Consider the following 22662-nt stretch of genomic DNA (forward strand, 5'->3'; position numbering starts at 1 on the left):
TGATGAAACTCACGCCGGGGTGTCCGCTCTAAAACCCATTAGCCAGCCGCATGTTTGCGCTGCAATCGCTTGCAGGAGTTTTGATGGACAGTGTGGATCTGAATGTCTTGCGCAGCGTGCTCGATTGGCGCCGCGCAGGGCACCGAGTGGTGCTCTACAGCGTGGTCCAGACCTGGGGCAGTGCGCCGCGCCCGCCTGGGGCGATGTTGGCCTTGCGGGGCGACGGTGTCGTGATTGGGTCGGTGTCCGGTGGCTGCATCGAGGATGACTTGATCGCGCGCTTGCAGGACGGTCGCTTGCCGGACGACGGGCCGCCGGTGCAACTGGTGACCTATGGCGTTACCCGGGATGAAGCTGCGCGTTTTGGCTTGCCCTGCGGCGGTACATTGCGCCTGACCGAAGAGCGCGTGGACAACTGGGCTTGGGTCGCCCAATTGCTGGCGCGGTGTGAGGCGCATGAAATCGTTGCGCGCGAGTTGGACCTGGCCACTGGCGAGGTGAGCTTGAGCGGTGCGAGCAAGACCGATGTCGTGACCTTCGATGGCGAACGCCTGCGCGCGATCTATGGCCCCCGTTGGCGTTTGTTGCTGATCGGTGCGGGCCAGTTGTCACGCTACGTGGCCGAGATGGCGCGGTTGCTGGATTTCGAAGTGCTGATCTGCGACCCGCGTGAAGAGTTCGTCTATGGCTGGGAAGAGCAGCACGGCCGCTTTGTACCGGGCATGCCGGATGAAGCGGTGCTCAATATCCAGACCGATGAACGCACTGCCATCGTCTGTCTGACCCACGATCCACGCCTGGATGACATGGCGCTGCTGACGGCGCTCAATTCCACGGCGTTCTACATTGGTGCCCTTGGTTCACGGGTCAACAGCCAGAAGCGCCGAGAGAACCTGGCGGCGCTGGGCCTGTCGGCGGAGGCCATTGCCCGCTTGCATGGGCCGATCGGTTTGCACATCGGCAGTCATACACCGTCGGAAATTGCGTTGTCGTTGATGGCCGAAATCGTTGCGATCAAGAACGGCGTGGCACCACTGCAGAAAAAGCCGTTGCCGGTAGCAGCTCAATGACCGTTGCCGCGATTGTGCTGGCGGCAGGGCAGGGCAGTCGTTTCCGGGCTGAGGCGGGGGCTGATAAAGACAAGTTGCTGGCCGATTGCGTGGGCCTAGATGGTGTGACGCGGCCGGTGATCGAGCAGGTGCTCGTGAATTTGCCTGAGCGTGTTGTAAAGCGCTGGGTGGTGACTTCGCCGGACCGGCTGGAGGTGATTCGCCTGGCACAGGCTTACGGCTGTGAAGTCCTGTTGCTGCATTCTGCCGGCATGGGCGACAGCCTTGCGGCGGTGGTTGCGGCCAGTGGCGCGGCAGACGGCTGGTTGGTGGTATTGGGCGACATGCCGTTTATTCAAGCATCGAGCATTGAACAGGTGCTGGATGCGCTGCAGGAGGAGGGTATCAGCGTGCCGGTGCATGCGGGAGCGTGCGGCCATCCTGTGGCGTTTGGTCGTGCGTTCGGGCCAGGCCTGATGGCGTTGACCGGGGATCGTGGCGCCAAGCCTCTGTTCGCTCAGGCGAAGGTAGCGCAGGTTCACGTGAATGATCCGGGGGTGCTTTGGGATGTGGATCTGCCACAGAGGCTGAATTTCAACGCCGACTGAATGTGGGAGCGGGCTTGCCCGCGAATGCTGGGTGCCAGTCAATGAATTTGGTGGCTGAACCACCGTATTCACAAGCAAGCCCGCTCCCGTGTTGGAACTGCGCAGGTCTCAAATCAATCGCCCATAAAAAAGCCCCGCCTGATCACTCAGGCGGGGCTTTTTAGTGGCTGATGGAATCAGACGAGAGGTTTAGGCTCGTGTTCTGCTTCCAAAGCCTTTGGGGCGTGCTCAGCGGCAGCCGGGGCTGGCGCCTCGACCACTTCAGCAGCAGCCGGTGCGGCAGCAGCTGCCGCGGCGGCGGCCTCAGCTTCCCTGCGACGGCGACGCACTTCACGTGGGTCGTTCGGCGCGCGGCCATTTTCAGTCAGGGCGCTGGCAGGGGCGGCTTCAACCACCGGGGCGGCGACTTCGGCAACCACTGGTGCTTCAACCACTGGCGCAGGCTCGGCAACCACCACTGGAGCGGCTTCAACCACTTCGGCAACCGGTGCTGGCGCTTCTTCTGCCACAGGGGCAGGGGTCGGCGCTTCAACCGGAGCGGCTGGCTCGGCAGTCCACTGGAAGGCGGTCTGTTCTTCGCGAACTTCACGCACTGCCGGGGCAGCCTCTTCTTCGACAGCCGGCGCTTCAACCACTGGCTGAGGCTCAACCACCGGTGCAGGCTCGACAGCGGTGACTTCCACTGCCGGTTGGGCTTCGCGAACCGGTGCAACTTCCACTTCCGGCACCACTGGGGCTTCGATCGGGGTGGTTGCTTCGACGACTGGAGCTTCAACTACCGGCGTTTCAACTGCCGGGGCCTCAACCACTGGCGCTTCAACCGCTGGCGTTTCGGCGACTGGCGCTTCTACAGCAGAGGTGTCTTCGACGGCGGCAGTGGCGCGTTCAGCTTGCTCGTGAGCCTGGGCTTCAGCAGGTGCGCTGATCACCGAGGTGGCCACGGCGGCTGTCACAGCCAGGCCGGCAGCCAGTTCGGCGCCAGTCGGTTCGGCGGTGGCGGCTTCTGCGTTTTCGCCGGACTCTTCCGAGCCTTCGATGACATTGCCGTTGGCGTCACGTTGACGCTCGCGACGGTTGCTGCGACGACGCTGGCCACGGGAGCGGCGACGTGGACGATCGCCTTCGGCGTTGTCCTGGCCGTCTTCCTGCAGCTGCTCTTCGCCCGTCAGCACTTCTTCTTCGCTGGCGGCAGCGGCTTGCTCGGCGCGTGGTTGACGCTCTTCACGCGGTGGGCGCGGCTGGCGCTCTTCACGTGGGGCGCGTTCTTCACGCGGCTGGCGAGCCGGGCGTTCTTCGCTGGCCGCTTCGGCAGCCACGGCTGGCGCTGCGTCCAGTGGCTCGCGCAGTTCACGCACACGTTCTTCACGCTCGCCACGTGGCTTGCGGTCTTCACGAGGGGCGCGTGGGGTACGTGGTGCGCGCTCTTCACGCGGTGCACGTTCTTCACGGGCTACGGTCGGGGTTTCTTCGCGGGCTTCGCGAGGTGCACGCTCTTCACGTGGCGCGCGTTCTTCACGCGGTGCACGTTCTTCACGCGGTGCACGTTCCTCGCGCGGCTTGCGCTCTTCATCACGGCGGCCGTTGCGGTTACGGCTTTGCTGGCGACCGTTGCGACGTTCTTCGTTACGGGCCGGGCGCTCGGTGGCAGGTTTTTCAACCACTACCGGAGCAACAGGCTCTTCCTTGGTGGCGAACAGGCTGACCAGCGATTTGACCAGGCCTTTGAACAGGCTTGGCTCAGGCAGGGCGGCTGGCGCGGCAACCGGGGCGGCTACCTCGGCAGGCACCGGTGCGTTGGCACGCGCCGGCGCGGTCTTCACGGCAGCTTCCTGGCGAACCAGGGTGCGGGTTGCGGCAGCTGGCTGGACTTCTTCCACTTCAGCCGCGGCAGCAGCGATTTCGTAGCTGGACTGGCCGCTGTGCGCTTCCGGGCTGTCATCACGCAAGCGCTGCACTTCGAAGTGCGGCGTTTCGAGGTGATCGTTCGGCAGGATGACGATGCGGGCACGGGTGCGCAGTTCGATCTTGGTGATCGAGTTGCGTTTTTCGTTGAGCAGGAAAGCTGCAACCGGGATCGGCACTTGCGCGCGGACTTCGGCGGTGCGGTCTTTCAGGGCTTCTTCTTCGATCAGGCGCAGGATCGCCAGGGACAGCGATTCAACGTCACGGATGATGCCGGTGCCGTTGCAACGCGGGCAGACGATGCCGCTGCTTTCGCCCAGGGATGGACGCAGGCGCTGACGGGACATTTCCAGCAGGCCGAAGCGCGAGATGCGGCCGACCTGTACACGTGCACGGTCAGCTTCCAGGCATTCGCGGACTTTTTCTTCCACGGCGCGCTGGTTCTTGGCCGGGGTCATGTCGATGAAGTCGATCACGATCAGGCCGCCGATGTCACGCAGGCGCAGCTGGCGAGCGATTTCTTCAGCCGCTTCCAGGTTGGTCTGCAGGGCGGTTTCTTCGATGTCGCTGCCTTTGGTCGCACGCGCCGAGTTGATGTCGATGGACACCAGGGCTTCGGTCGGGTCGATCACAATGGAGCCACCGGAAGGCAGTTCGACGACGCGCTGGAAGGCGGTCTCGATCTGGCTTTCGATCTGGAAACGGTTGAACAGCGGAACGCTGTCTTCGTACAGCTTGATCTTGCTGGCGTACTGCGGCATTACCTGGCGGATGAAGGTCAGGGCTTCGTCCTGGGCTTCAACGCTGTCGATCAGCACTTCGCCGATGTCCTGGCGCAGGTAATCGCGGATGGCGCGGATGATCACGTTGCTTTCCTGGTAGATCAGGAACGGCGCGGAACGATCCAGGGACGCTTCTTTAATAGCGGTCCACAGTTGCAGCAGGTAGTCGAGGTCCCACTGCATTTCTTCGCTGCTGCGGCCAAGGCCGGCAGTGCGCACGATCAGGCCCATGTCGGCTGGTGCAATCAAGCCGTTCAGCGCTTCACGCAGTTCGTTGCGCTCTTCGCCTTCGATGCGACGGGAAATACCGCCGGCACGCGGGTTGTTCGGCATCAGCACCAGATAACGGCCGGCCAGGCTGATGAAAGTGGTCAGGGCGGCGCCCTTGTTGCCACGTTCTTCTTTTTCGACCTGAACGATGACTTCCTGGCCTTCGCTCAGGACGTCCTTGATGTTCACGCGGCCTTCTGGGGCTTTCTTGAAGTATTCGCGGGAGATTTCTTTGAGGGGCAGGAAGCCGTGGCGCTCGGAGCCGAAATCGACAAAGGCAGCCTCAAGGCTTGGTTCGATGCGAGTAATACGGCCTTTATAGATGTTGGCCTTCTTTTGCTCGCGTGCACCGGATTCGATGTCCAGGTCGTAGAGGCGTTGGCCATCTACCAGTGCAACACGCAACTCTTCGGGTTGAGTTGCGTTAATCAGCATTCTTTTCATGTTGTACCGTCGGTTTCCGGGCTGCCGGAAACGGCGTTCGGCACACACGACTTCTCACGGTCGGTGTCAGGTGCGTCAAGAGTGGTTGGCCACTCCAGTGTCCAGCAATAACGAGCCAATTGGGCCGGTATCGCGACGGACGCGTCCTGCTTGTTAGCGGTGGTGACAAAGGCACCACTTCAACAAAAGCTAAGGTCAGGAGGAGGAATCAACCGGCGACTGTGGACGAGATGAAGCGTCTAAATATAAGCCTAGTGCTACACGGTCCGACGGTTGTGCATCTCCACCCTACACGTATCCCTGATAATTCGGGTGCTGCCGCGCGCAGAATCCGCAGCGGGTTGGCATTTACCGTGTTCTCCAATGGGGAGTCCACGCTCATGGCTAAACAAGACTAGGTGTGGGCGACTGCGCTCTCACTCAGCTCTTAACAGGCGTTGTTTCCGAAGCTTTCGCCATGGTCTGGCTCAAGACTGACTGCACTTTGTGAACTGGCCGTAAATATCGGCGCAGAACGCGAGTATTCACTCTGCTTTCTGCACTCGCTTCAGGCCTCATGTCACCTGCGCTTGTTACAATCTCGAGCCTTCCAAGGTGGCAAAAGCCCCGTAGGACGGCCTCGCGTCCTGATGAATTGCGATGGTCAGGGCCGGCAGTTTGCCGCAAGTCCTCTGTCCAGGCCGCTTTTGGCGGCGTTCGCGACTATAGCAGCAATGATTAAGTGCTTCAATTCCATAAAAAATTGTTATCATCGCCGCCATGACGACTACCGCCCCCCAGACCCCCAGCGTCCAGCTGCTCGAGGTCTCGCCGGAATATGCCGGCCAACGCATCGACAATTTTCTCCTGGCCAGGCTCAAAGGCGTGCCCAAGACCTTGATTTACCGCATCTTGCGTAAAGGCGAAGTGCGCGTGAACAAAGGCCGCATCAAGCCCGAGTACAAGCTGCAGGCGGGCGATATCGTCCGTGTGCCGCCGGTTCGCGTGCCTGAGCGTGACGAACCCGTGCCGCTGGCCCAAGGCCTGCTGCAGCGCCTTGAGGCTTCAATTGTTTTCGAAGACAGCAAGCTGATCGTGATCAACAAACCGTGCGGCATTGCGGTGCACGGCGGCAGCGGCCTGAATTTCGGCGTGATCGAAGCGTTTCGTCAGTTGCGCCCGGATGCCAAGGAGCTGGAGTTGGTCCACCGCCTGGACCGCGACACCTCCGGTCTACTGATGATCGCCAAAAAGCGCAGCATGTTGCGCCACCTGCACACCGCCCTGCGTGGCGATGGTGTCGACAAGCGCTACATGGCGCTGGTGCGTGGCAACTGGGCGAGCTCGATCAAAAGCGTTCGTGCGCCGCTGCAGAAGAGCAACCTGCGCTCCGGCGAGCGTATGGTCGAAGTGGACGAGGAGGGCAAAGAAGCCCTGACCCTGTTCAAGGTGCTGCGCCGTTTCGGTGACTTCGCCACCATGGTCGAGGCCAAGCCAGTGACCGGGCGTACTCACCAGATTCGCGTGCATACCCTGCACGCAGGCCACTGCATCGCCGGTGACACCAAGTACGGTGATGAGGATTTTTCCAAGGAAATCCGCGACCTGGGCGGCAAGCGCCTGTTCCTTCACGCCTACATGCTGACGGTTCCGCTGCCTGATGGCGGTGAGCTCAAGCTGCAGGCGCCGGTCGACGAGATGTGGGCCAAGACCGTGGAGCGTTTGAGTGTCGCACCTTGATTACAAACTGCTGATCTTTGACTGGGACGGCACCCTGTGCGATTCCATCGGGCGGATCGTGGAATCAATGCACGCAGCTTCAACCCGCTCGGGCTTTGCGTTGTGCACCGATCTCGCGGTCAAAGGCATCATCGGCCTGGGCTTGCCTGAAGCCATCCGTACCCTGTACCCCAAGATCAGTGACGCTGAGCTGGTGACCTTTCGCGACCATTACGCCGAACACTACATCGCGCTGGAGGCCACGCCTTCGCCGCTGTTCGACGGTGTGGTGCAATCGCTGGAGGCCTTTCGTGCCCAGGGTTATCACTTGGCAGTCGCCACCGGCAAAGCCCGTCGCGGGTTGGACCGGGTCCTTAAGGCGCACAACTTCGAAGATTATTTCGACATCACCCGGGCGGCGGATGAAACCGCCAGCAAGCCTCATCCTCTGATGCTTGAGCAGATCCTTGCCCATTGTGGTGTGTCGCCGCGTCAGGCGTTGATGGTAGGCGATGCCTCCTTCGACCTGATGATGGCGCGCAATGCTGGCATGGACAGTGTGGCGGTCAGCTACGGCGCTCAGGCTGCCGAGGCCTTGCAGCAGTACGAGCCGAGGCTGACGATTGATCATTTTTCCGAACTGCAGGCCTGGCTCAGCCGGGCCCAATAAGTCTTTGCTGGGGTTAATGGCATGAGTGACGAGTGGAAGGCGCCGGAAAAGGCGGATAGCAGCGATGATAAAAGCTGGAAGCTGCTGGAGAAGACCCTCCTGGCCAGTGTTCAGGAACAGCGTCGTGCGCGGCGTTGGGGGATTTTCTTCAAGCTGCTGACCTTTATCTGGCTGCTCGCGATGCTGGTGCTGTTCAGTCCACTGATGGACATGGAAAAAAGCGCTACCCGTGGCAGTAACTACACCGCCTTGATCGAAGTGCGTGGCGTGATCGCCGACAAAGAGTCCGCCAGCGCCGACAATATTGTCAGCAGCCTGCGCGCGGCGTTTGAAGACCCGAAGGTCAAGGGCGTGATCCTGCGCATCAACAGCCCAGGTGGCAGTCCGGTGCAGTCGGGTTACGTGTATGACGAGATTCGCCGTCTGCGCGGCCTGCATCCGGATATCAAGGTGTATGCGGTGATTTCCGACCTGGGCGCCTCGGGCGCCTATTACATCGCCAGCGCCGCTGACCAGATCTACGCCGACAAGGCCAGCCTGGTCGGCTCCATTGGTGTGACGGCGGCCGGTTATGGCTTCGTCGGCACCATGGAGAAGCTGGGGGTTGAGCGTCGCACTTACACCTCGGGTGAGCACAAAGCGTTCCTCGACCCGTTCCAGCCGCAAAAAGCCGATGAAACCCAGTTCTGGCAGGGCGTGCTCGATACCACTCACCGTCAGTTCATTGCCAGCGTGAAGCAGGGGCGTGGCGATCGTCTGAAGGACAAAGACCATCCGGAGCTGTTCTCCGGGCTGGTGTGGTCGGGCGAGCAGGCATTGCCGCTGGGCTTGATCGATGGGCTGGGCAGTGCCAGTTCGGTGGCGCGGGATGTGATTGGCGAGAAGGAATTGGTGGATTTCACTGTTCAGGAATCGCCGTTTGATCGCTTCTCCAAGAAGCTGGGTGCCAGCGTGGCCGAGAAGCTGGCGATGTACATGGGCTTCCAGGGCCCGACGCTGCGCTGATACCTCGAAAGCGACAGGGTTCAAACTGTGGGAGCTGGCTTGCCTGCGATAGCGTCACCTCGGTTCGACTGATGTTCCGAGGTGTGTGCATCGCAGGCAAGCCAGCTCCCACATTGGTTTTGTGGTGGGCTTAGGGGATCTGTACGCCTTCGGCCAGCAGCATGTCCACCAGGCGAATCAGTGGCAGGCCGATCAGGCTGGTCGCATCCGGCCCTTCGGTGCTCTGGAACAAGCTCACGCCCAGTCCCTCGGCCTTGAAGCTGCCGGCGCAGTCATAAGGTTGCTCGATCCGAAGATAACGCTCGATGCGTTCAGCGCTCAGTTCGCGCATGTGCACCGTAAACGGTACGCAGTCGACCTGGCAGTGCCCGGTCTCGCTGTTCAGCAGCGCCAGCCCGGTAAGGAAGCTGACACGCTTGCCGCTCGCTGCCAGCAGTTGCGCGCGCGCGTTCTCGAAGGTGTGGGGCTTGCCGATGATCCTGCCTTCCAGAGCAGCGACCTGATCGGAGCCAATGATCAAATGCCCCGGATGGCTGCCGGCGAGGGCGCGAGCTTTCTGTTCGGCCAGGCGCTTGACCAGCTCAATGGCGGATTCATTTTCACGGTGGCTTTCGTCGATATCCGGCGAGCTGCAGATGAACGGCAGGTGCAGGCGGCTCAGCAATTCCCGGCGATAAACCGAGCTGGATGCAAGTAATAAAGGCAGCATAGGCGTCTCCTCAGAGCAGCCGGGGATTCTAGCGGGGTGACCGGCTGACGCACAGGGCTGAATTTCCTTTGACATGGCCGGGTGCATCCCTATAATGCTGCGCCTATGTTGAATGACCCGATTCCACCTCACGTTGACCCGCGCAAATTGGCAGATCGTGGCACTTCCCTTCAAGGTGAATTGCTGCTGGCCGATTTGGAGAGACTCTGCGACCCGCTTTCCGACACTGTCGGTACGGTGCAGGCCAAATTTGTTTTTGAACGAGATGAACGTAAGTCTGTGGTAATCCACAGTTTTATCGACACCGAAGTCAAAATGGTTTGCCAGCGTTGTCTTGAGCTGGTCACCCTGCCGATTCACAGCGAATGCAGTTACGCTGTGGTGAAGGAGGGTGCGAATACCCAGTCGTTGCCGAAAGGTTATGACGTGCTGGAACTGGGCGAAGATCCTTTGGATCTGCATGCACTGATCGAGGAGGAGCTTTTGCTCGCCTTGCCCATTGTGCCTGCTCATCATCCGGAAGAATGCCAGCAGCCGGAGGGTCTCGATGACGAGGCCGAGCCGAGCGAGGACGAGGTAACGCGGTCCAACCCGTTCAGTGTATTGGCGCAGTTAAAGCGTGACCCAAACGTTTAGGAGTTAATCAATTATGGCTGTTCAGCAGAACAAAAAATCCCGCTCTGCCCGTGACATGCGTCGTTCGCACGATGCCCTGACGGCAAGCACTCTGTCTGTAGAAAAAACCACCGGTGAAATTCACCTGCGTCACCACGTATCGCCAGAAGGCGTATACCGTGGCCGTAAAGTGATCGACAAGGGCGCTGACGAGTAATCACTTGTCTGCTCAAGTCATCGCGATTGACGCAATGGGCGGGGACTTCGGTCCCCGCAGCATTGTTCAGGCCTGCATTGCCAGCCTGTCCGCTACGCCCTCGCTGCACCTGACCCTCGTCGGTCAACCCTCCCTTCTTGAAGAATTGATTGCCAGCCATCCGGCGGTGGATCGCGCGCGCCTGACGATTACGCCAGCCAGTGAAACCATCAGCATGGATGACAAGCCGGCGGCAGCCCTGCGTGGCAAGCCCGACTCTTCGATGCGGGTGGCGCTTGAGCTGTTGCGTGATGCCAAGGTGCAAGCCTGTGTCAGTGCTGGCAATACAGGAGCCTTGATGGCGTTGTCGCGGCATGTGCTCAAGACACTGCCCGGGATCGATCGCCCGGCGATGGTTGCGGCCATCCCCACACAAAAAGGCTACTGCCAACTGCTGGACCTGGGTGCGAACGTCGATTGCAGTGCCGAGCACCTGTTCCAGTTCGCGGTGATGGGCTCGGTGGCCGCTGAGGCGTTGGGCGTGACCCGGCCGCGGGTGGCGTTGCTGAATATCGGCACCGAAGACATCAAGGGCAATCAGCAGGTCAAGCTCGCCGCCGCCTTGCTGCAAAATGCGCGAGGGGTGAACTACGTCGGGTTTGTCGAAGGTGACGGTGTGTACCGTGGCGAAGCCGACGTGGTGGTATGCGATGGGTTTGTCGGCAATATCCTGCTCAAGTCCAGCGAAGGCCTTGCAACCATGATCGCTACGCGTATCGAGGCCTTGTTCAAGCAGAATCTCGCCTCACGCATGGTTGGCGCCCTGGCGCTGCCGTTGATGCGCCGCTTGCAGGCCGACCTGGCGCCGGCGCGGCACAACGGTGCGAGCTTTCTGGGGTTGCAGGGCATTGTGGTGAAAAGCCATGGCTCGGCAGGGGTGCAAGGTTTTCAAAGTGCGATTGCGCGGGCGCTGATCGAGATCCAGGAAAACCTGCCGCAACGCTTGCACGGCCGTCTTGAGGACTTGTTGCCTTAGGCGAATTGGCCCGGGAATGCTTAAATGTGACCGGCCAGTTCAATTGACCATCCAATCTGTCAGTTTCGTGCGCTCCCACCCGTGGATTCATCTCAAAATCGGGAGCGTTCATTTTTGACGACCAGATCATTAGGGGCTTGTTACATGTCTACATCCCTCGCATTCGTCTTTCCAGGGCAGGGTTCGCAGTCCCTCGGCATGTTGGCCGAGCTGGGCGCGCAACATCCGTTGATCCTGGACACCTTCAAGGAAGCTTCCGACGCCCTGGGTTACGACCTGTGGGCGCTGACCCAGCAAGGGCCGGAAGAGCAACTCAATCAAACCGATAAAACCCAGCCGGCCATCCTCACCGCGTCGATCGCGCTGTGGCGCCTGTGGCTGGCTGAAGGTGGCGCGCGCCCGGCTTACGTGGCCGGTCACAGCCTGGGCGAATACAGCGCCCTGGTGGCTGCGGGCAGCCTGACTCTGGGCGAAGCGGTCAAGTTGGTAGAGCGTCGCGGCCAACTGATGCAAGAAGCCGTTCCGGCCGGGCAGGGCGGCATGGCCGCTATCCTGGGTCTGGACGACGCCGTGGTGATCGACGCCTGCGCCGAAGCGGCCCAAGGCGAAGTGGTCAGCGCGGTGAACTTCAACTCGCCTGGCCAGGTGGTGATCGCCGGTGCCAAGGCTGCCGTTGAGCGTGCCATCGAAGGTTGCAAGGCTCGTGGTGCCAAGCGCGCCTTGCCATTGCCGGTCAGCGTGCCGTCCCACTGTGAGCTGATGCGCCCGGCTGCCGAGCGGTTTGCCGAGTCCATCGCCGCCATCAACTGGCAGGCGCCGCAGATTCCGCTGGTGCAGAACGTCAGCGCGGCCGTTGCCGCCGACCTCGAGACCCTCAAGCGCGACCTGCTGGAGCAACTCTACAAGCCTGTGCGCTGGGTTGAGTCGGTCCAGACCCTGGCGGCCAAGGGGGCCACCGAGCTTGTCGAGTGTGGCCCGGGCAAGGTCCTGGCTGGCCTGAACAAGCGCTGCGCCGACGGCGTCTCGACTGCCAACCTCAATACCCCGGATGCCTTCGCTGCCGCCCGCGCGGCACTGGCCTGAATCCCTGATCCCCGAACTTAGGAGAAGCCTGCATGAGTCTGCAAGGTAAAGTTGCACTGGTTACCGGCGCGAGCCGTGGCATTGGCCAGGCGATCGCCCTGGAACTGGGCCGTCAGGGCGCCGTAGTCATCGGCACCGCGACATCCGCCTCGGGTGCCGAGCGTATCGCCGCCACCTTGAAGGAAAACGGCGTTCAAGGCACTGGCCTTGAGCTGAACGTGACCAACGATGAGTCGGTTGCCGCTGTGCTGGCTCAAATCACTGCACAATTTGGCGCACCGGCTATTCTGGTGAACAACGCCGGTATCACCCGCGACAACCTGATGATGCGCATGAAAGACGACGAGTGGTACGACGTGGTCGATACCAACTTGAACAGTCTGTTTCGCCTGTCCAAGGGCGTTTTGCGTGGCATGACCAAGGCGCGTTGGGGCCGAATTATCAATATTGGCTCCGTAGTGGGTGCCATGGGCAACGCAGGCCAAGTAAACTACGCGGCGGCCAAAGCCGGTCTGGAAGGTTTCAGCCGTGCATTGGCGCGTGAAGTCGGTTCGCGGTCGATTACGGTCAACTCGGTGGCCCCTGGGTTCATCGACACCGATATGACCCGCGAACTGCCGGAAGCACAGCGTGAAGCGTTGCTGACGCAGATTCCGCTGGGCCGTCTGGGCCAGGCTCAAGAGATCGCAAATGTGGTCACTTTCCTGGCATCCGACGGTGCGGCATACGTGACTGGGGCTACAATCCCGGTGAACGGCGGGATGTACATGAGTTAAATTGTGACGGATCGCTTCAAAAAAATGTCATACGAGCTGTCTAAAATCCGTTATAAAGCTGCAACTTAATTTATAGGCTGGTGGCCGACCGGGTACAGGGTGAAGCTTTCAGTTGAAAAGCTGAAATGGCTTTCTATACACTTACCCACTGGCCAGCTGCCTGAATTTGTCCATTAGGAGTTAAACAAGGTATGAGCACCATCGAAGAACGCGTCAAGAAAATCGTCGCCGAGCAACTGGGCGTTAAAGAAGAAGAAGTGACCAACAGCGCTTCCTTCGTAGAAGACCTGGGTGCCGATTCCCTTGACACCGTTGAGCTGGTGATGGCTCTGGAAGAGGAATTCGAGACCGAAATCCCGGACGAAGAAGCTGAAAAAATCACTACTGTTCAAGCTGCTATCGACTACGTTACTGCCCACCAGGCGTAATAGTTTGTAGTCGTCGCTTGCTGTTAGGGAAAAACCGCACTGCTGTAACGGCGTGCGGTTTTTTCTTTAGCTCTGATGAAACTTCAGCGCTGATAAAATGCGTGCTGAAGCGAAGTGTCGCCATCAAGAAAAAAGGAGAGTGCTGTGTCGCGTAGACGCGTCGTAGTCACCGGTATGGGTATGTTGTCGCCACTGGGTACGGATGTGCCAAGCAGTTGGCAGGGCATTCTGGCTGGCCACAGTGGTATCGGTCTGATCGAGCACACGGACCTTTCTGCCTATTCCACCCGTTTTGGCGGCTCGGTAAAGGGCTTTAATGTCGAGGAATACCTCTCGATCAAAGAGTCCCGCAAACTCGACCTGTTCATTCAGTACGGCCTGGCAGCCGGTTTTCAGGCGGTGCGTAATGCCGGCCTGGAAGTCACCGACGCCAACCGTGACCGCATCGGCGTGGCCATGGGTTCGGGTATTGGCGGTTTGACCAATATCGAAGAAACCAGCCGCACGCTGCACGATTCCGGCCCCCGTCGAATTTCACCGTTCTTCGTACCGGGCTCGATCATCAATATGATTTCCGGCTTCCTGTCCATCCACTTGGGTGCGCAGGGGCCTAACTACGCCATTGCTACGGCGTGCACCACGGGCACTCACTGCATCGGCATGGCGGCGCGCAACATCGCCTATGACGAGGCGGACGTGATGATCGCCGGTGGCGCTGAAATGGCCGCCTGCGGCCTGGGCATGGGCGGCTTCGGCGCGTCCCGTGCGCTGTCGACGCGCAATGACGAACCGACCCGTGCCAGCCGTCCGTGGGACAAGGGCCGTGACGGTTTTGTACTGTCTGACGGCGCCGGTGCCCTGGTGCTCGAAGAGTTGGAGCACGCCAAGGCGCGTGGCGCCACCATCTACGCCGAGCTGATCGGCTTTGGCATGAGCGGCGATGCCTATCACATGACGTCGCCACCGTCCGACGGTGCCGGCGCTGCGCGCTGCATCACCAATGCGTTGCGCGACGCGAAGGTGAATCCCGACCAGGTGCAGTACATCAACGCTCACGGCACCTCGACCCCGACCGGCGACCTGGCGGAAGCCGAGGCCATCAAGTCGGTGTTTGGCGAGCACGCCTACAAGCTGGCGGTCAGCTCCACCAAGTCCATGACCGGCCACCTGTTGGGTGCAGCAGGCGCGGTCGAGGCGATCTTCAGCGTGATGGCCATCAAGGATCAGGTCGCTCCGCCGACCATCAACCTTGATGAGCCGGACGAAGGTTGCGACCTGAACTTCGTCCCCCACGAAGCCCAGCCGATGCCAATCGACGTGGTGATCTCCAACTCCTTCGGGTTTGGTGGCACCAACGGCTCCCTGGTGTTCCGCCGGTTCGCCGAGTGATGCACAGCTGGGTCGACGGTCAGCCAGCGGACAGCGTGCCCCTGAAAGATCGCGGCCTGGCGTACGGTGATGGGCTGTTTGAAACCATCGCCGTCAAGGCCGGGCAGCCCGTGCTGCTCGACCGCCACCTGCAACGCCTCGAGGAGGGCTGCCGGCGCCTTGCGTTGATCACGGATCACGCACTGATCCGCAACGAAGTCTTGGCTTACGCCGCCGCTCTTGGCGACGCAGTGCTTAAGTTGATCCTCACCCGCGGCGACAGCCAGCGCGGTTATGGCATCAACCCCGGCGCCCCGGTGCGCAGTATCTTGCAGGGCAATCCGCCCGCGACCTATCCCCACGCTCACGCAACCGACGGCATCCGCCTGTTTGCGTGCGCCACCCGTTTGGCCGAGCAGCCTTTGCTCGCCGGTCTCAAGCACCTTAATCGCCTGGAACAAGTGATCGCCCGCGCCGAGTGGCAGGATGCCGAGCATGCCGAAGGTTTAATGCTGGATATGTCTGGTCGCGTTATCGAGGGCGTGTTCAGCAACCTGTTCCTGGTTCGCAATGGCGTGTTACTGACCGCTGATCTGAATCGTTGTGGCGTTGCCGGGGTCATGCGCGCCGAGATTCTGGCCCAGGCACATGCACTGGGTATCCCGCTGGCCGTGGCCGACATCAGCGTTGAGCAGTTACAGCAGGCCGATGAAGTCTTCGTGTGCAACAGCGTTTATGGCATTTGGCCGGTGCGCAGTTGCGCTGCGATGAGCTGGTCGGTTGGGCCGCTCACCCGTAAACTGCAGGGCATTGTTCGCGCGCTATTGGATATTTGAGTTGATACGAAAACTGGTTTTACTGCTGCAGATCGGCCTGGTCTCGGCAGGCTTGCTGCTGGGTTTCTCGGCCTGGAAGCTCGATTCTGCCTTGAAGCAGCCCCTGAATCTGACCCAGGAACAATTGCTTGATGTGCCTGCCGGGTCGACCCCGACGGGCACCTTCAATCGCCTTGAAGCCGAAGGCGTGCTGGATGGTGCTTTCTGGTTGCGTCTGTACTGGCGCTTCAACCTCGACGGCCAGCCGCTGCACAGCGGCGAATACCGCATGACCCCAGGCCTTACCGCCGAAGGCTTGATTGGCCTGTGGCAGCGCGGCGAAGTGGTGCAATACAGCCTGACGCTGGTCGAAGGCTGGAACTTCCGTCAGGTGCGGTCGGCCCTCGCCAAGCATGAAAAGATCGTGCAAACCCTGTCGGGCCTCAGTGACAGTGAAGTGATGGACAAGCTTGGTCACCCCGGCGTGTTCCCTGAAGGGCGGTTCTTTCCTGACACTTACCGCTTCGTGCGCGGCATGACCGACGTCGAATTCCTCAAAAAAGCCTACAACCGTCTGGATGATGTACTTGCCCAGGAGTGGAGCAAACGCGCCGCCGATGCGCCCTACACCGACCCTTACCAAGCGCTGATCATGGCCTCCCTGGTCGAGAAAGAGACCGGTGTGCCGGAAGAGCGCGGGCAAATCGCCGGCGTGTTCGTGCGGCGCATGAAGATCGGCATGTTGCTGCAGACCGACCCGACAGTGATCTACGGCCTGGGCGAGCGCTACAACGGCAAGTTGACCCGCGCGCATCTCAAAGAAGCCAACCCTTACAACACCTACATGATCGCCGGCCTGCCGCCGACGCCGATCGCGATGGTCGGCCGCGAGGCGATTCATGCGGCGTTGAACCCGGTGCCGGGCAGCAGCCTGTATTTCGTCGCCCGTGGCGATGGCAGTCATATTTTCTCCGATGACCTGGATGCGCATAATGCCGCCGTGCGCGAGTTTCAGCTCAAGCGCCGTGCCGATTACCGTTCCAGCCCTGCGCCGGCGGTGAAACCGGCGGAAGACGCGGCGCCTCCTGCCGAAGCACCGACCGAAGCACCGACCGAAGCGCCGGTTGAAAAGCCCGTCGAGGCTGCGCCGGATACCGCCGCGCCGCAAAGCCCGCAATGACTCTGACTAAGGACTGCCTGTGACTGGCTTGTTTATTACCCTGGAAGGCCCGGAAGGCGCCGGCAAAAGCACCAACCGCGATTACCTGGCCGAACGCCTGCGCGCGGAGGGCATCGAGGTGGTATTGACCCGCGAACCCGGCGGCACGCCGCTCGCCGAGCGCATCCGTGAAGTATTGCTGGCCCCGGGTGAAGAACCGATGAACGCGGACACCGAGCTGCTGCTGGTGTTTGCTGCACGCGCTCAGCACCTGGCCGAGGTGATTCGCCCAGCCCTTGCGCGTGGCGCGGTGGTGATTTGCGACCGTTTCACCGATTCGACCTACGCCTACCAGGGCGGCGGGCGCGGCTTGTGCCTGGCGCGTATCGCCACGTTGGAAACTTTCGTCCAGGGCGATTTGCGTCCAGACCTGACCTTGCTGTTCGACCTGCCGGTGGAAGTGGGGATGGCCCGTGCCAGTGCCCGGGGGCGTCTGGACCGCTTCGAACTGGAAGGCCAGGTGTTTTTCGATGCGGTGCGCAGTGCGTTCCTGCAACGCGCCAAGGCGGAGCCCGCGCGCTACCACCTGCTGGACGCCGCCCAGCCGCTGGCGCAGGTACAGCACGCCATCGACGCCCTGGTGCCGACGCTGCTGGAGCGCGCCCGTGGCTGAAGCCTATCCGTGGCAGGACAGCCTCTGGCAGCAACTGGCCGGGCGTGCCCAGCATGCGCATGCGTATTTGCTGCATGGGCCAGCGGGTATCGGCAAGCGTGCGTTGGCCGAGCGCTTGATGGCCAGCCTGTTATGCCAGCGTCCGGTCAATCTGGAGGCTTGCGGTGAGTGCAAATCCTGCCTGCTGCTCAAGGCCGGCAGCCACCCCGACAACTACCTGCTGGAGCCCGAGGAAGCCGACAAGGCGATCAAGGTCGACCAGGTGCGTGACCTCGTCAGCTTCGTGGTGCAGACCGCGCAGATGGGCGGGCGCAAAGTGGTGCTGATCGAGCCGGTGGAGGCGATGAACATCAACGCCGCCAACGCCTTGCTAAAAAGCCTGGAAGAGCCGTCGGGCGATACGGTGCTGTTGCTGGTGAGTCACCAGTCCAGCCGCCTGTTGCCGACCATTCGCAGTCGTTGCGTGCAGCAGGCCTGTCCGTTGCCGAGCGAAGCGATGAGCCTGCAGTGGCTGGCGCAGGCGCTGCCCGAGTGCGGCGAAGACGAACGCGTCGAGTTGCTGACCCTGGCCGCAGGTTCCCCCTTGGCGGCCGTGAAGCTGCACGCCCAGGGCGTGCGTGAACAACGTGCGCTGGTGGTCGATGGCGTGAAAAAGCTGCTCAAGCAGGAGCTGTCCGCGACGCAACTGGCCGAAAGCGCGTGGAAGGATATTCCGTTATTGCTGCTGTTCGACTGGTTCTGTGACTGGTCGAGCCTCATCCTGCGCTACCAGTTGACCCAGGATGAAACCGGCCTGGGCCTGCCGGACATGCGCAAAGTGGTGCAGTACCTGGCGCAGAAAAGCGCGCAGGACAAGGTGCTGAATATCCAGGACTGGATTCTGGCCCAGCGCCAGAAGGTGCTCGGCAAAGCCAACCTCAACCGCGTGCTGTTACTCGAAGCATTGCTGGTGCAGTGGGTCGGCTTGCTCGGCCGGCGTTAATTTCCGCGGCCGACGGTGTATCGTCGGCCAGACACTTTCCGTGACTCAAGTTGTACATTCCTATGCTCGTAGATTCCCATTGCCACCTTGATCGCCTCGACCTTGCCCAACATGGTGGCTCCCTCGATGCTGCCCTTGAAGCTGCGCGCCAGCGTGGAGTAGGGCACTTCCTGTGCATTGGTGTCAGCGCTGAAAATGCCGCCGACGTCAAAGCGCTGGCTGATCGTTATGCCGATGTCGATTGTTCGGTGGGCATTCACCCGCTGGACCTCAAGCCCGGCGAAGCCCCCGCCCTCGATTGGCTGCTGGGCGAACTCAATCACCCTCGCGTGGTGGCGATTGGCGAAACCGGCCTGGATTACCACTACGAGCCCGAGGCCGCTGAGTTGCAGCAGGCGTCGTTCCGCCTGCACCTGCAGGCCGCCCAGCAAACCGGCAAACCGGTGATCGTTCACACCCGTGGCGCCCGCGCAGACACCCTGACGCTGCTGCGCGAGGCCGCGTTGCCCCAGGCCGGCGTGCTGCATTGCTTTACCGAAGACTGGGACATGGCCAAGGCCGCACTGGACCTGGGCTTCTACATTTCCCTGTCGGGCATCGTCACCTTCCGCAACGCCGATGCCCTGCGTGATGTGGCGCGCCAGGTGCCGGCCGACCGCCTGCTGGTGGAAACCGATTCGCCCTACCTGGCACCCATCCCCCATCGCGGCAAGCCGAACCTGCCGGAATACGTGCGCGATGTGGCGGATTACCTGGCAATGCTGCGGGGTGAGTCGTACGAACGCTTCGCCGAGCAGACCACCGAAAACTTCAAGCGCCTGTTCCCACTGGCCCACGTCGGCGGCTGATAGGGCCAAATTGCAGGCAAAAAAAACCCGGGTTCTGGGGGGTGAATCCGGGCTAAGACCATTAGGAGTAAACAAGGGTACACAGTCCGTCGGTACCCAGGTCGACGCGTCACTTGGGGGAGATGCCACGCCGACAGTTCAAGTATTGATCAGGATCCCATTCAGTCCAGTCGCATCTGATCGTTTTTTAAACAGATTTGGAATACGCGCGCTTCGCTTGAGTTCTCATTGCGCAGGTGCACGGGTGTCTTTACTGCGTATTGTTTCTGACTGATAACGGCGAAAACGTTGGCGTGCTGAAAGTTAAGTGCATAACGGGTTCACATAGGCGTTGCCCAACGACTGTTCAGTCGGGATAATCCCTCGCACTGGGTAAATCGTATCGCCACGTATCAATGGCCCTGCGCAACCCTCCCACTTTGACCTCTGCAGACTTCTCCCTCATGCAAAAAGAACCCCGTAAGGTCCGTGAGTTTCGCCGCCGTGAGCAGGAAATTCTCGACACTGCACTCAAGCTGTTCCTCGAACAAGGTGAAGACAGCGTCACCGTCGAGATGATTGCGGATGCCGTGGGTATCGGCAAAGGCACGATCTACAAGCACTTCAAGTCAAAGGCCGAGATTTACCTGCGCCTGATGCTCGACTACGAGCGCGACTTGAACGAGCTGCTGCACTCAGCCGATGTCGACAAAGACAAGGAAGCCTTGTCCCGCGCCTATTTCGAGTTCCGCATGCGTGATCCGCAGCGCTACCGCCTGTTCGATCGCCTGGAAGAGAAAGTGGTCAAGGGCAATCAGGTTCCGGAAATGGTCGAGGAGCTGCACAAGATTCGCGCCTCGAACTTTGAGCGCCTGACCCTGCTGATCAAAGGTCGCATCAGCGAAGGCAAGCTTGAAGATGTGCCGCCTTATTTCCACTACTGCGCCGCCTGGGCGTTGGTGCACGGCGCGGTGGCGCTGTACCACTCGCCGTTCTGGAGCAACGTGCTGGAAGATCAGGAAGGTTTCTTCCAGTTCCTGATGGACATAGGCGTGCGCATGGGCAACAAACGCAAGCACAGCGCTGAACTGCCGGGCGCTGAGCCCAAGAGCGGTGAAACCCCCGCTGCTTGAGCTATTCCCGACAGTGATGGCGCAATGATTTACTGCCAGTTGCAGTACCCCAGGAATATACTCAGGCAAGGACCTTGCTAAAAGTTGATTTATAGGTCAGCTTTTAGCGCGCCCGAATCATCCTCTGCCGGAGTGATCCATGATCGTTGATCGTCAAGGCAGGCGATTTCGCAACTTGCGAATCAGCCTGACCTCAGCCTGCAACTACGCGTGTACCTACTGCGTGCCTAACGGCAAGCGGCTGGTGGCTGCCCAGGACGAACTCTCGGCCGAGGCTATGGCCCGTGGGGTGGCGTACCTGATCGAAGCGGCGGGCATCGACCGCCTGCGCATCACGGGCGGCGAACCGCTGGTCAGCCCCAAGCTGGAAGCCTTCATGAGCGCGGTCGGCGGAATGGGCCTCAGTGATATCAGCCTGACCACCAACGGCCAATTGCTGGCGCGCAAACTGCCGCTGCTGGTGGATGCCGGCATTCGCCGCATCAACGTTTCACTCGACACCCTGGACGCCGACGCCTTCCGTAGCATCGCCCGCGGCGGCGACTTGGCCACCGTGCTTGATGGCATGGACCAGGCCCGCGCCGCGGGGATCAAGATCAAAGTGAACATGGTGCCGTTGCGCGGGCAGAACCTGGACCAGGTCATGCCGCTGCTCGACTACTGCCTTGAGCGTGGCTACGAGTTGCGATTTATCGAACTGATGCGCATGGGCCATCTGGCCAAGGATTCCAACGCCTTCCTGCAGCAATTCGTCAGCCTGCAGCAACTGCTCAGCCTGATCGGTGAACACCACGAATACCTGCAAGCCAACGCGCCAGTAGACGCCACCGCAGTGCGCTACGAGGTGCCGGGCCAGGGCTTCTTTGGTGTCATCGCCAATGAAAGCGTGCCGTTTTGCCGGACGTGTTCGCGTCTGCGTTTGTCGTCTACCGGCTGGCTGCATGGCTGCCTGTCGTCGAGCAACCGTCATTACGTCGGCGACCTGCTCGACCTGCCGCGCCATCAGGCGCTCCCCGCCTTGCAAGGCCTGCTGATGAAGGCCCTGGGCGACAAACAGGAAGTGGCCTTCTCCGGCGGTGCCACCATCATGAAGATCATCGGCGGCTAGCCCACGCACGCTCCTCCCACATTTCATTTGCGGCGCTGCCGGATGGCGCGGATTCTGCATCTCACGCCCATTCGCCGGTTTTCCGTCACCGGCTTCTGGAGGATTAGGATGCGTAGTCTGGTTTTGTTGCTGGCGTCGTTGACGCTGAGTGGTTGCATGACCGTCAGCGATATGGCCGAAGGCACCCGCTATCAGATGAGCGACGCCGGCTTGCTGGACCACAGTGATACCCGCCGCACTGCGTCGATTCGCATACAGCCGGACTCTTTTGTCTTTATCGCCCAAGGTGCGTTTGTGCCGCCGGGCAGCGCTTATCCGCGACCTAACGTGGTGGCCGAAGAAGCCTTCAACGGCTTTGTCGAATACTTCCCGATGGTGCGCCGCGCGCGCAAGCCCGAAGGCCTGGAGCAGGCGATGGCCGAAGCCCGTGGGGCGGGTGCGCATTACCTGTTGTATTGCCGCTTCGCTGCAGCCGATGACCGCATCGGCAATGCCGATGAATGGACGGACCAACAGGCGCTGGACCGCGTCGGGCTGGACAGCGGCGTCATCCAGATCATGTTGATCGAGACCAGCACCCAGTATTTGATTGATACTGCACGTATTCGCAGTCGTGGCGGTTTACTGACGTTCCACGACAACAAGCCAGAAGATCTGATTGCCCGCCCCCTGGCGCAGTACGCCCGCGGCCTGCTGGGCATGGGAGATCAGTAAAAAACTCAAGGAGAACTGCATGTCCGATTCCGCCAAGGCCAATGACCTGTTGGCTCAATTGCCCAAGGGCAAGGGGCCGGCACCGGTGCACCTGTGGAATCCGGATTTCTGCGGCAACATCGACATGCGCATCGCCCGCGATGGCACCTGGTTCTACCAGGGCACGCCGATCGGGCGCAAGCCGATGGTCAAGTTGTTCTCCAACATCATTCGCCGCGACGGTGATGATTATTTTCTGGTGACGCCGGTAGAGAAGGTCGGCATCACTGTCGATGACGCACCGTTCGTGGCGATAACCCTTGAGGTGCAAGGGCAGGGCGAAAGCCAGGTGCTGCACTTCACCACCAACGTCGACGAGCACGTCGAGGCCAGCCTCGAACACCCGCTGCGCGTCGAAATCGACCCCATCACCCAGGAGCCCGCGCCCTATTTGCGTGTGCGCACCAACCTCGAAGCCCTCGTGCATCGCAATGTTTTCTACCAACTGGTCGAGTTGGCGGTCAGCCGTCCGATCAACGGTCAGAACTGGCTTGGCGTATGGAGCGCAGGGGAGTTTTTCCGCATTGGCCTGGAGCCCTGAAGCCGGCTTTTTCACCTTCCTGAAATAATTCG

Annotated in this window: 23 protein-coding genes; 21 read left to right on the plus strand and 2 right to left on the minus strand. The window is 60.9% G+C overall.

Annotated features, from left to right (window positions below; genetic code table 11):
• Positions 1 to 83: 83 nt before the first annotated feature.
• Entirely contained in the window at positions 84 to 1070 is a 987-nt protein-coding gene (locus ACM530_RS17515; RefSeq protein ID WP_416362769.1) for an XdhC family protein, read from the plus strand.
• Positions 1067 to 1657: a nucleotidyltransferase family protein gene (locus ACM530_RS17520; RefSeq protein WP_416362770.1), complete on the plus strand. Its 591-nt coding sequence runs from the start codon at positions 1067 to 1069 to the stop codon at positions 1655 to 1657. The genes ACM530_RS17515 and ACM530_RS17520 overlap by 4 nt, the downstream gene beginning before the upstream one ends.
• A 176-nt stretch (positions 1658 to 1833) precedes the next feature.
• On the opposite strand, the gene rne is transcribed toward ACM530_RS17520, so the two are convergent.
• A complete protein-coding gene (gene rne, locus ACM530_RS17525) occupies positions 1834 to 5055 on the minus strand; it encodes a ribonuclease E (protein ID WP_416362771.1) in 3222 nt (1073 codons plus the stop codon).
• A 759-nt stretch (positions 5056 to 5814) separates the two neighbouring features.
• On the opposite strand from rne, the gene rluC reads away from it, so the two are divergent.
• Genes rluC through ACM530_RS17540 form a run of 3 tightly spaced genes read left to right on the plus strand, consistent with a single transcriptional unit; the run spans position 5815 to position 8428 of the window.
• Positions 5815 to 6774 carry a 23S rRNA pseudouridine(955/2504/2580) synthase RluC gene (rluC, locus tag ACM530_RS17530; protein ID WP_058427510.1) on the plus strand — a complete coding sequence of 320 codons (960 nt, stop codon included), beginning with the start codon at positions 5815 to 5817 and terminating at the stop codon, positions 6772 to 6774.
• A complete protein-coding gene (locus tag ACM530_RS17535) occupies positions 6761 to 7423 on the plus strand; it encodes an HAD-IA family hydrolase (protein ID WP_262208523.1) in 663 nt (220 codons plus the stop codon). Before rluC ends, ACM530_RS17535 begins: the two co-directional genes overlap by 14 nt.
• Before the next feature lie 21 nt (positions 7424 to 7444).
• Positions 7445 to 8428 (plus strand): S49 family peptidase, encoded by a 984-nt coding sequence (locus ACM530_RS17540; RefSeq protein WP_145159295.1) that lies wholly within the window; start codon positions 7445 to 7447, stop codon positions 8426 to 8428.
• A 130-nt stretch (positions 8429 to 8558) separates the two neighbouring features.
• On the opposite strand, the gene ACM530_RS17545 is transcribed toward ACM530_RS17540, so the two are convergent.
• Entirely contained in the window at positions 8559 to 9137 is a 579-nt protein-coding gene (locus ACM530_RS17545; protein WP_242196141.1) for a Maf family protein, read from the minus strand.
• Positions 9138 to 9242: 105 nt separating this feature from the next.
• Here ACM530_RS17545 and ACM530_RS17550 point away from each other — a divergent pair, with 105 nt between their 5' ends.
• From ACM530_RS17550 to ACM530_RS17625, 16 genes are all read left to right on the plus strand, one after another.
• Positions 9243 to 9773: a YceD family protein gene (locus ACM530_RS17550; RefSeq protein WP_032886799.1), complete on the plus strand. Its 531-nt coding sequence runs from the start codon at positions 9243 to 9245 to the stop codon at positions 9771 to 9773.
• Positions 9774 to 9786: 13 nt separating this feature from the next.
• Entirely contained in the window at positions 9787 to 9969 is a 183-nt protein-coding gene (rpmF, locus tag ACM530_RS17555) for a 50S ribosomal protein L32 (RefSeq protein ID WP_008152339.1), read from the plus strand.
• A 4-nt stretch (positions 9970 to 9973) separates the two neighbouring features.
• Positions 9974 to 10984 carry a phosphate acyltransferase PlsX gene (plsX, locus tag ACM530_RS17560; RefSeq protein ID WP_416362772.1) on the plus strand — a complete coding sequence of 337 codons (1011 nt, stop codon included), beginning with the start codon at positions 9974 to 9976 and terminating at the stop codon, positions 10982 to 10984.
• 144 nt (positions 10985 to 11128) lie between these two features.
• Positions 11129 to 12067: an ACP S-malonyltransferase gene (gene fabD / locus ACM530_RS17565; RefSeq protein WP_416362773.1), complete on the plus strand. Its 939-nt coding sequence runs from the start codon at positions 11129 to 11131 to the stop codon at positions 12065 to 12067.
• A gap of 32 nt (positions 12068 to 12099) precedes the next feature.
• The gene (gene fabG / locus ACM530_RS17570) at positions 12100 to 12843 is read left to right on the plus strand and encodes a 3-oxoacyl-ACP reductase FabG (RefSeq protein ID WP_106576155.1); all 744 of its coding nucleotides are present in this window, start codon (positions 12100 to 12102) and stop codon (positions 12841 to 12843) included.
• A 191-nt stretch (positions 12844 to 13034) separates the two neighbouring features.
• Positions 13035 to 13271, plus strand: a complete 237-nt coding sequence (gene acpP, locus ACM530_RS17575; protein WP_016973676.1) for an acyl carrier protein — start codon at positions 13035 to 13037, stop codon at positions 13269 to 13271.
• Positions 13272 to 13415: 144 nt separating this feature from the next.
• On the plus strand, positions 13416 to 14660 hold the full coding sequence (fabF, locus tag ACM530_RS17580; RefSeq protein ID WP_145159285.1) for a beta-ketoacyl-ACP synthase II: 1245 nt from the start codon (positions 13416 to 13418) through the stop codon (positions 14658 to 14660).
• Positions 14660 to 15475: an aminodeoxychorismate lyase gene (pabC, locus tag ACM530_RS17585; protein ID WP_416362774.1), complete on the plus strand. Its 816-nt coding sequence runs from the start codon at positions 14660 to 14662 to the stop codon at positions 15473 to 15475. Before fabF ends, pabC begins: the two co-directional genes overlap by 1 nt.
• 1 nt (position 15476) lies before the next feature.
• On the plus strand, positions 15477 to 16634 hold the full coding sequence (mltG, locus tag ACM530_RS17590) for an endolytic transglycosylase MltG (RefSeq protein WP_416362775.1): 1158 nt from the start codon (positions 15477 to 15479) through the stop codon (positions 16632 to 16634).
• Positions 16635 to 16653: 19 nt separating this feature from the next.
• A complete protein-coding gene (gene tmk, locus ACM530_RS17595) occupies positions 16654 to 17286 on the plus strand; it encodes a dTMP kinase (RefSeq protein WP_262208518.1) in 633 nt (210 codons plus the stop codon).
• Complete coding sequence (locus ACM530_RS17600) at positions 17279 to 18268, plus strand: DNA polymerase III subunit delta' (protein ID WP_106576160.1); 990 nt, start codon at positions 17279 to 17281, stop codon at positions 18266 to 18268. Before tmk ends, ACM530_RS17600 begins: the two co-directional genes overlap by 8 nt.
• Positions 18269 to 18330: 62 nt before the next feature.
• Positions 18331 to 19116, plus strand: a complete 786-nt coding sequence (locus ACM530_RS17605; RefSeq protein ID WP_145159275.1) for a TatD family hydrolase — start codon at positions 18331 to 18333, stop codon at positions 19114 to 19116.
• Positions 19117 to 19559: 443 nt separating this feature from the next.
• Entirely contained in the window at positions 19560 to 20228 is a 669-nt protein-coding gene (locus ACM530_RS17610) for a TetR/AcrR family transcriptional regulator (RefSeq protein WP_106576163.1), read from the plus strand.
• A gap of 139 nt (positions 20229 to 20367) precedes the next feature.
• Positions 20368 to 21336 carry a GTP 3',8-cyclase MoaA gene (locus ACM530_RS17615; RefSeq protein ID WP_145159273.1) on the plus strand — a complete coding sequence of 323 codons (969 nt, stop codon included), beginning with the start codon at positions 20368 to 20370 and terminating at the stop codon, positions 21334 to 21336.
• A 108-nt stretch (positions 21337 to 21444) separates the two neighbouring features.
• Complete coding sequence (locus tag ACM530_RS17620) at positions 21445 to 22050, plus strand: DUF4823 domain-containing protein (RefSeq protein ID WP_106576165.1); 606 nt, start codon at positions 21445 to 21447, stop codon at positions 22048 to 22050.
• Between the two features lie 19 nt (positions 22051 to 22069).
• On the plus strand, positions 22070 to 22630 hold the full coding sequence (locus tag ACM530_RS17625) for a DUF1285 domain-containing protein (RefSeq protein WP_262208516.1): 561 nt from the start codon (positions 22070 to 22072) through the stop codon (positions 22628 to 22630).
• Positions 22631 to 22662 lie beyond the last annotated feature (32 nt).

This window comes from Pseudomonas sp. NFX183 (genome assembly GCF_047943075.1).
GTDB lineage: Bacteria > Pseudomonadota > Gammaproteobacteria > Pseudomonadales > Pseudomonadaceae > Aquipseudomonas.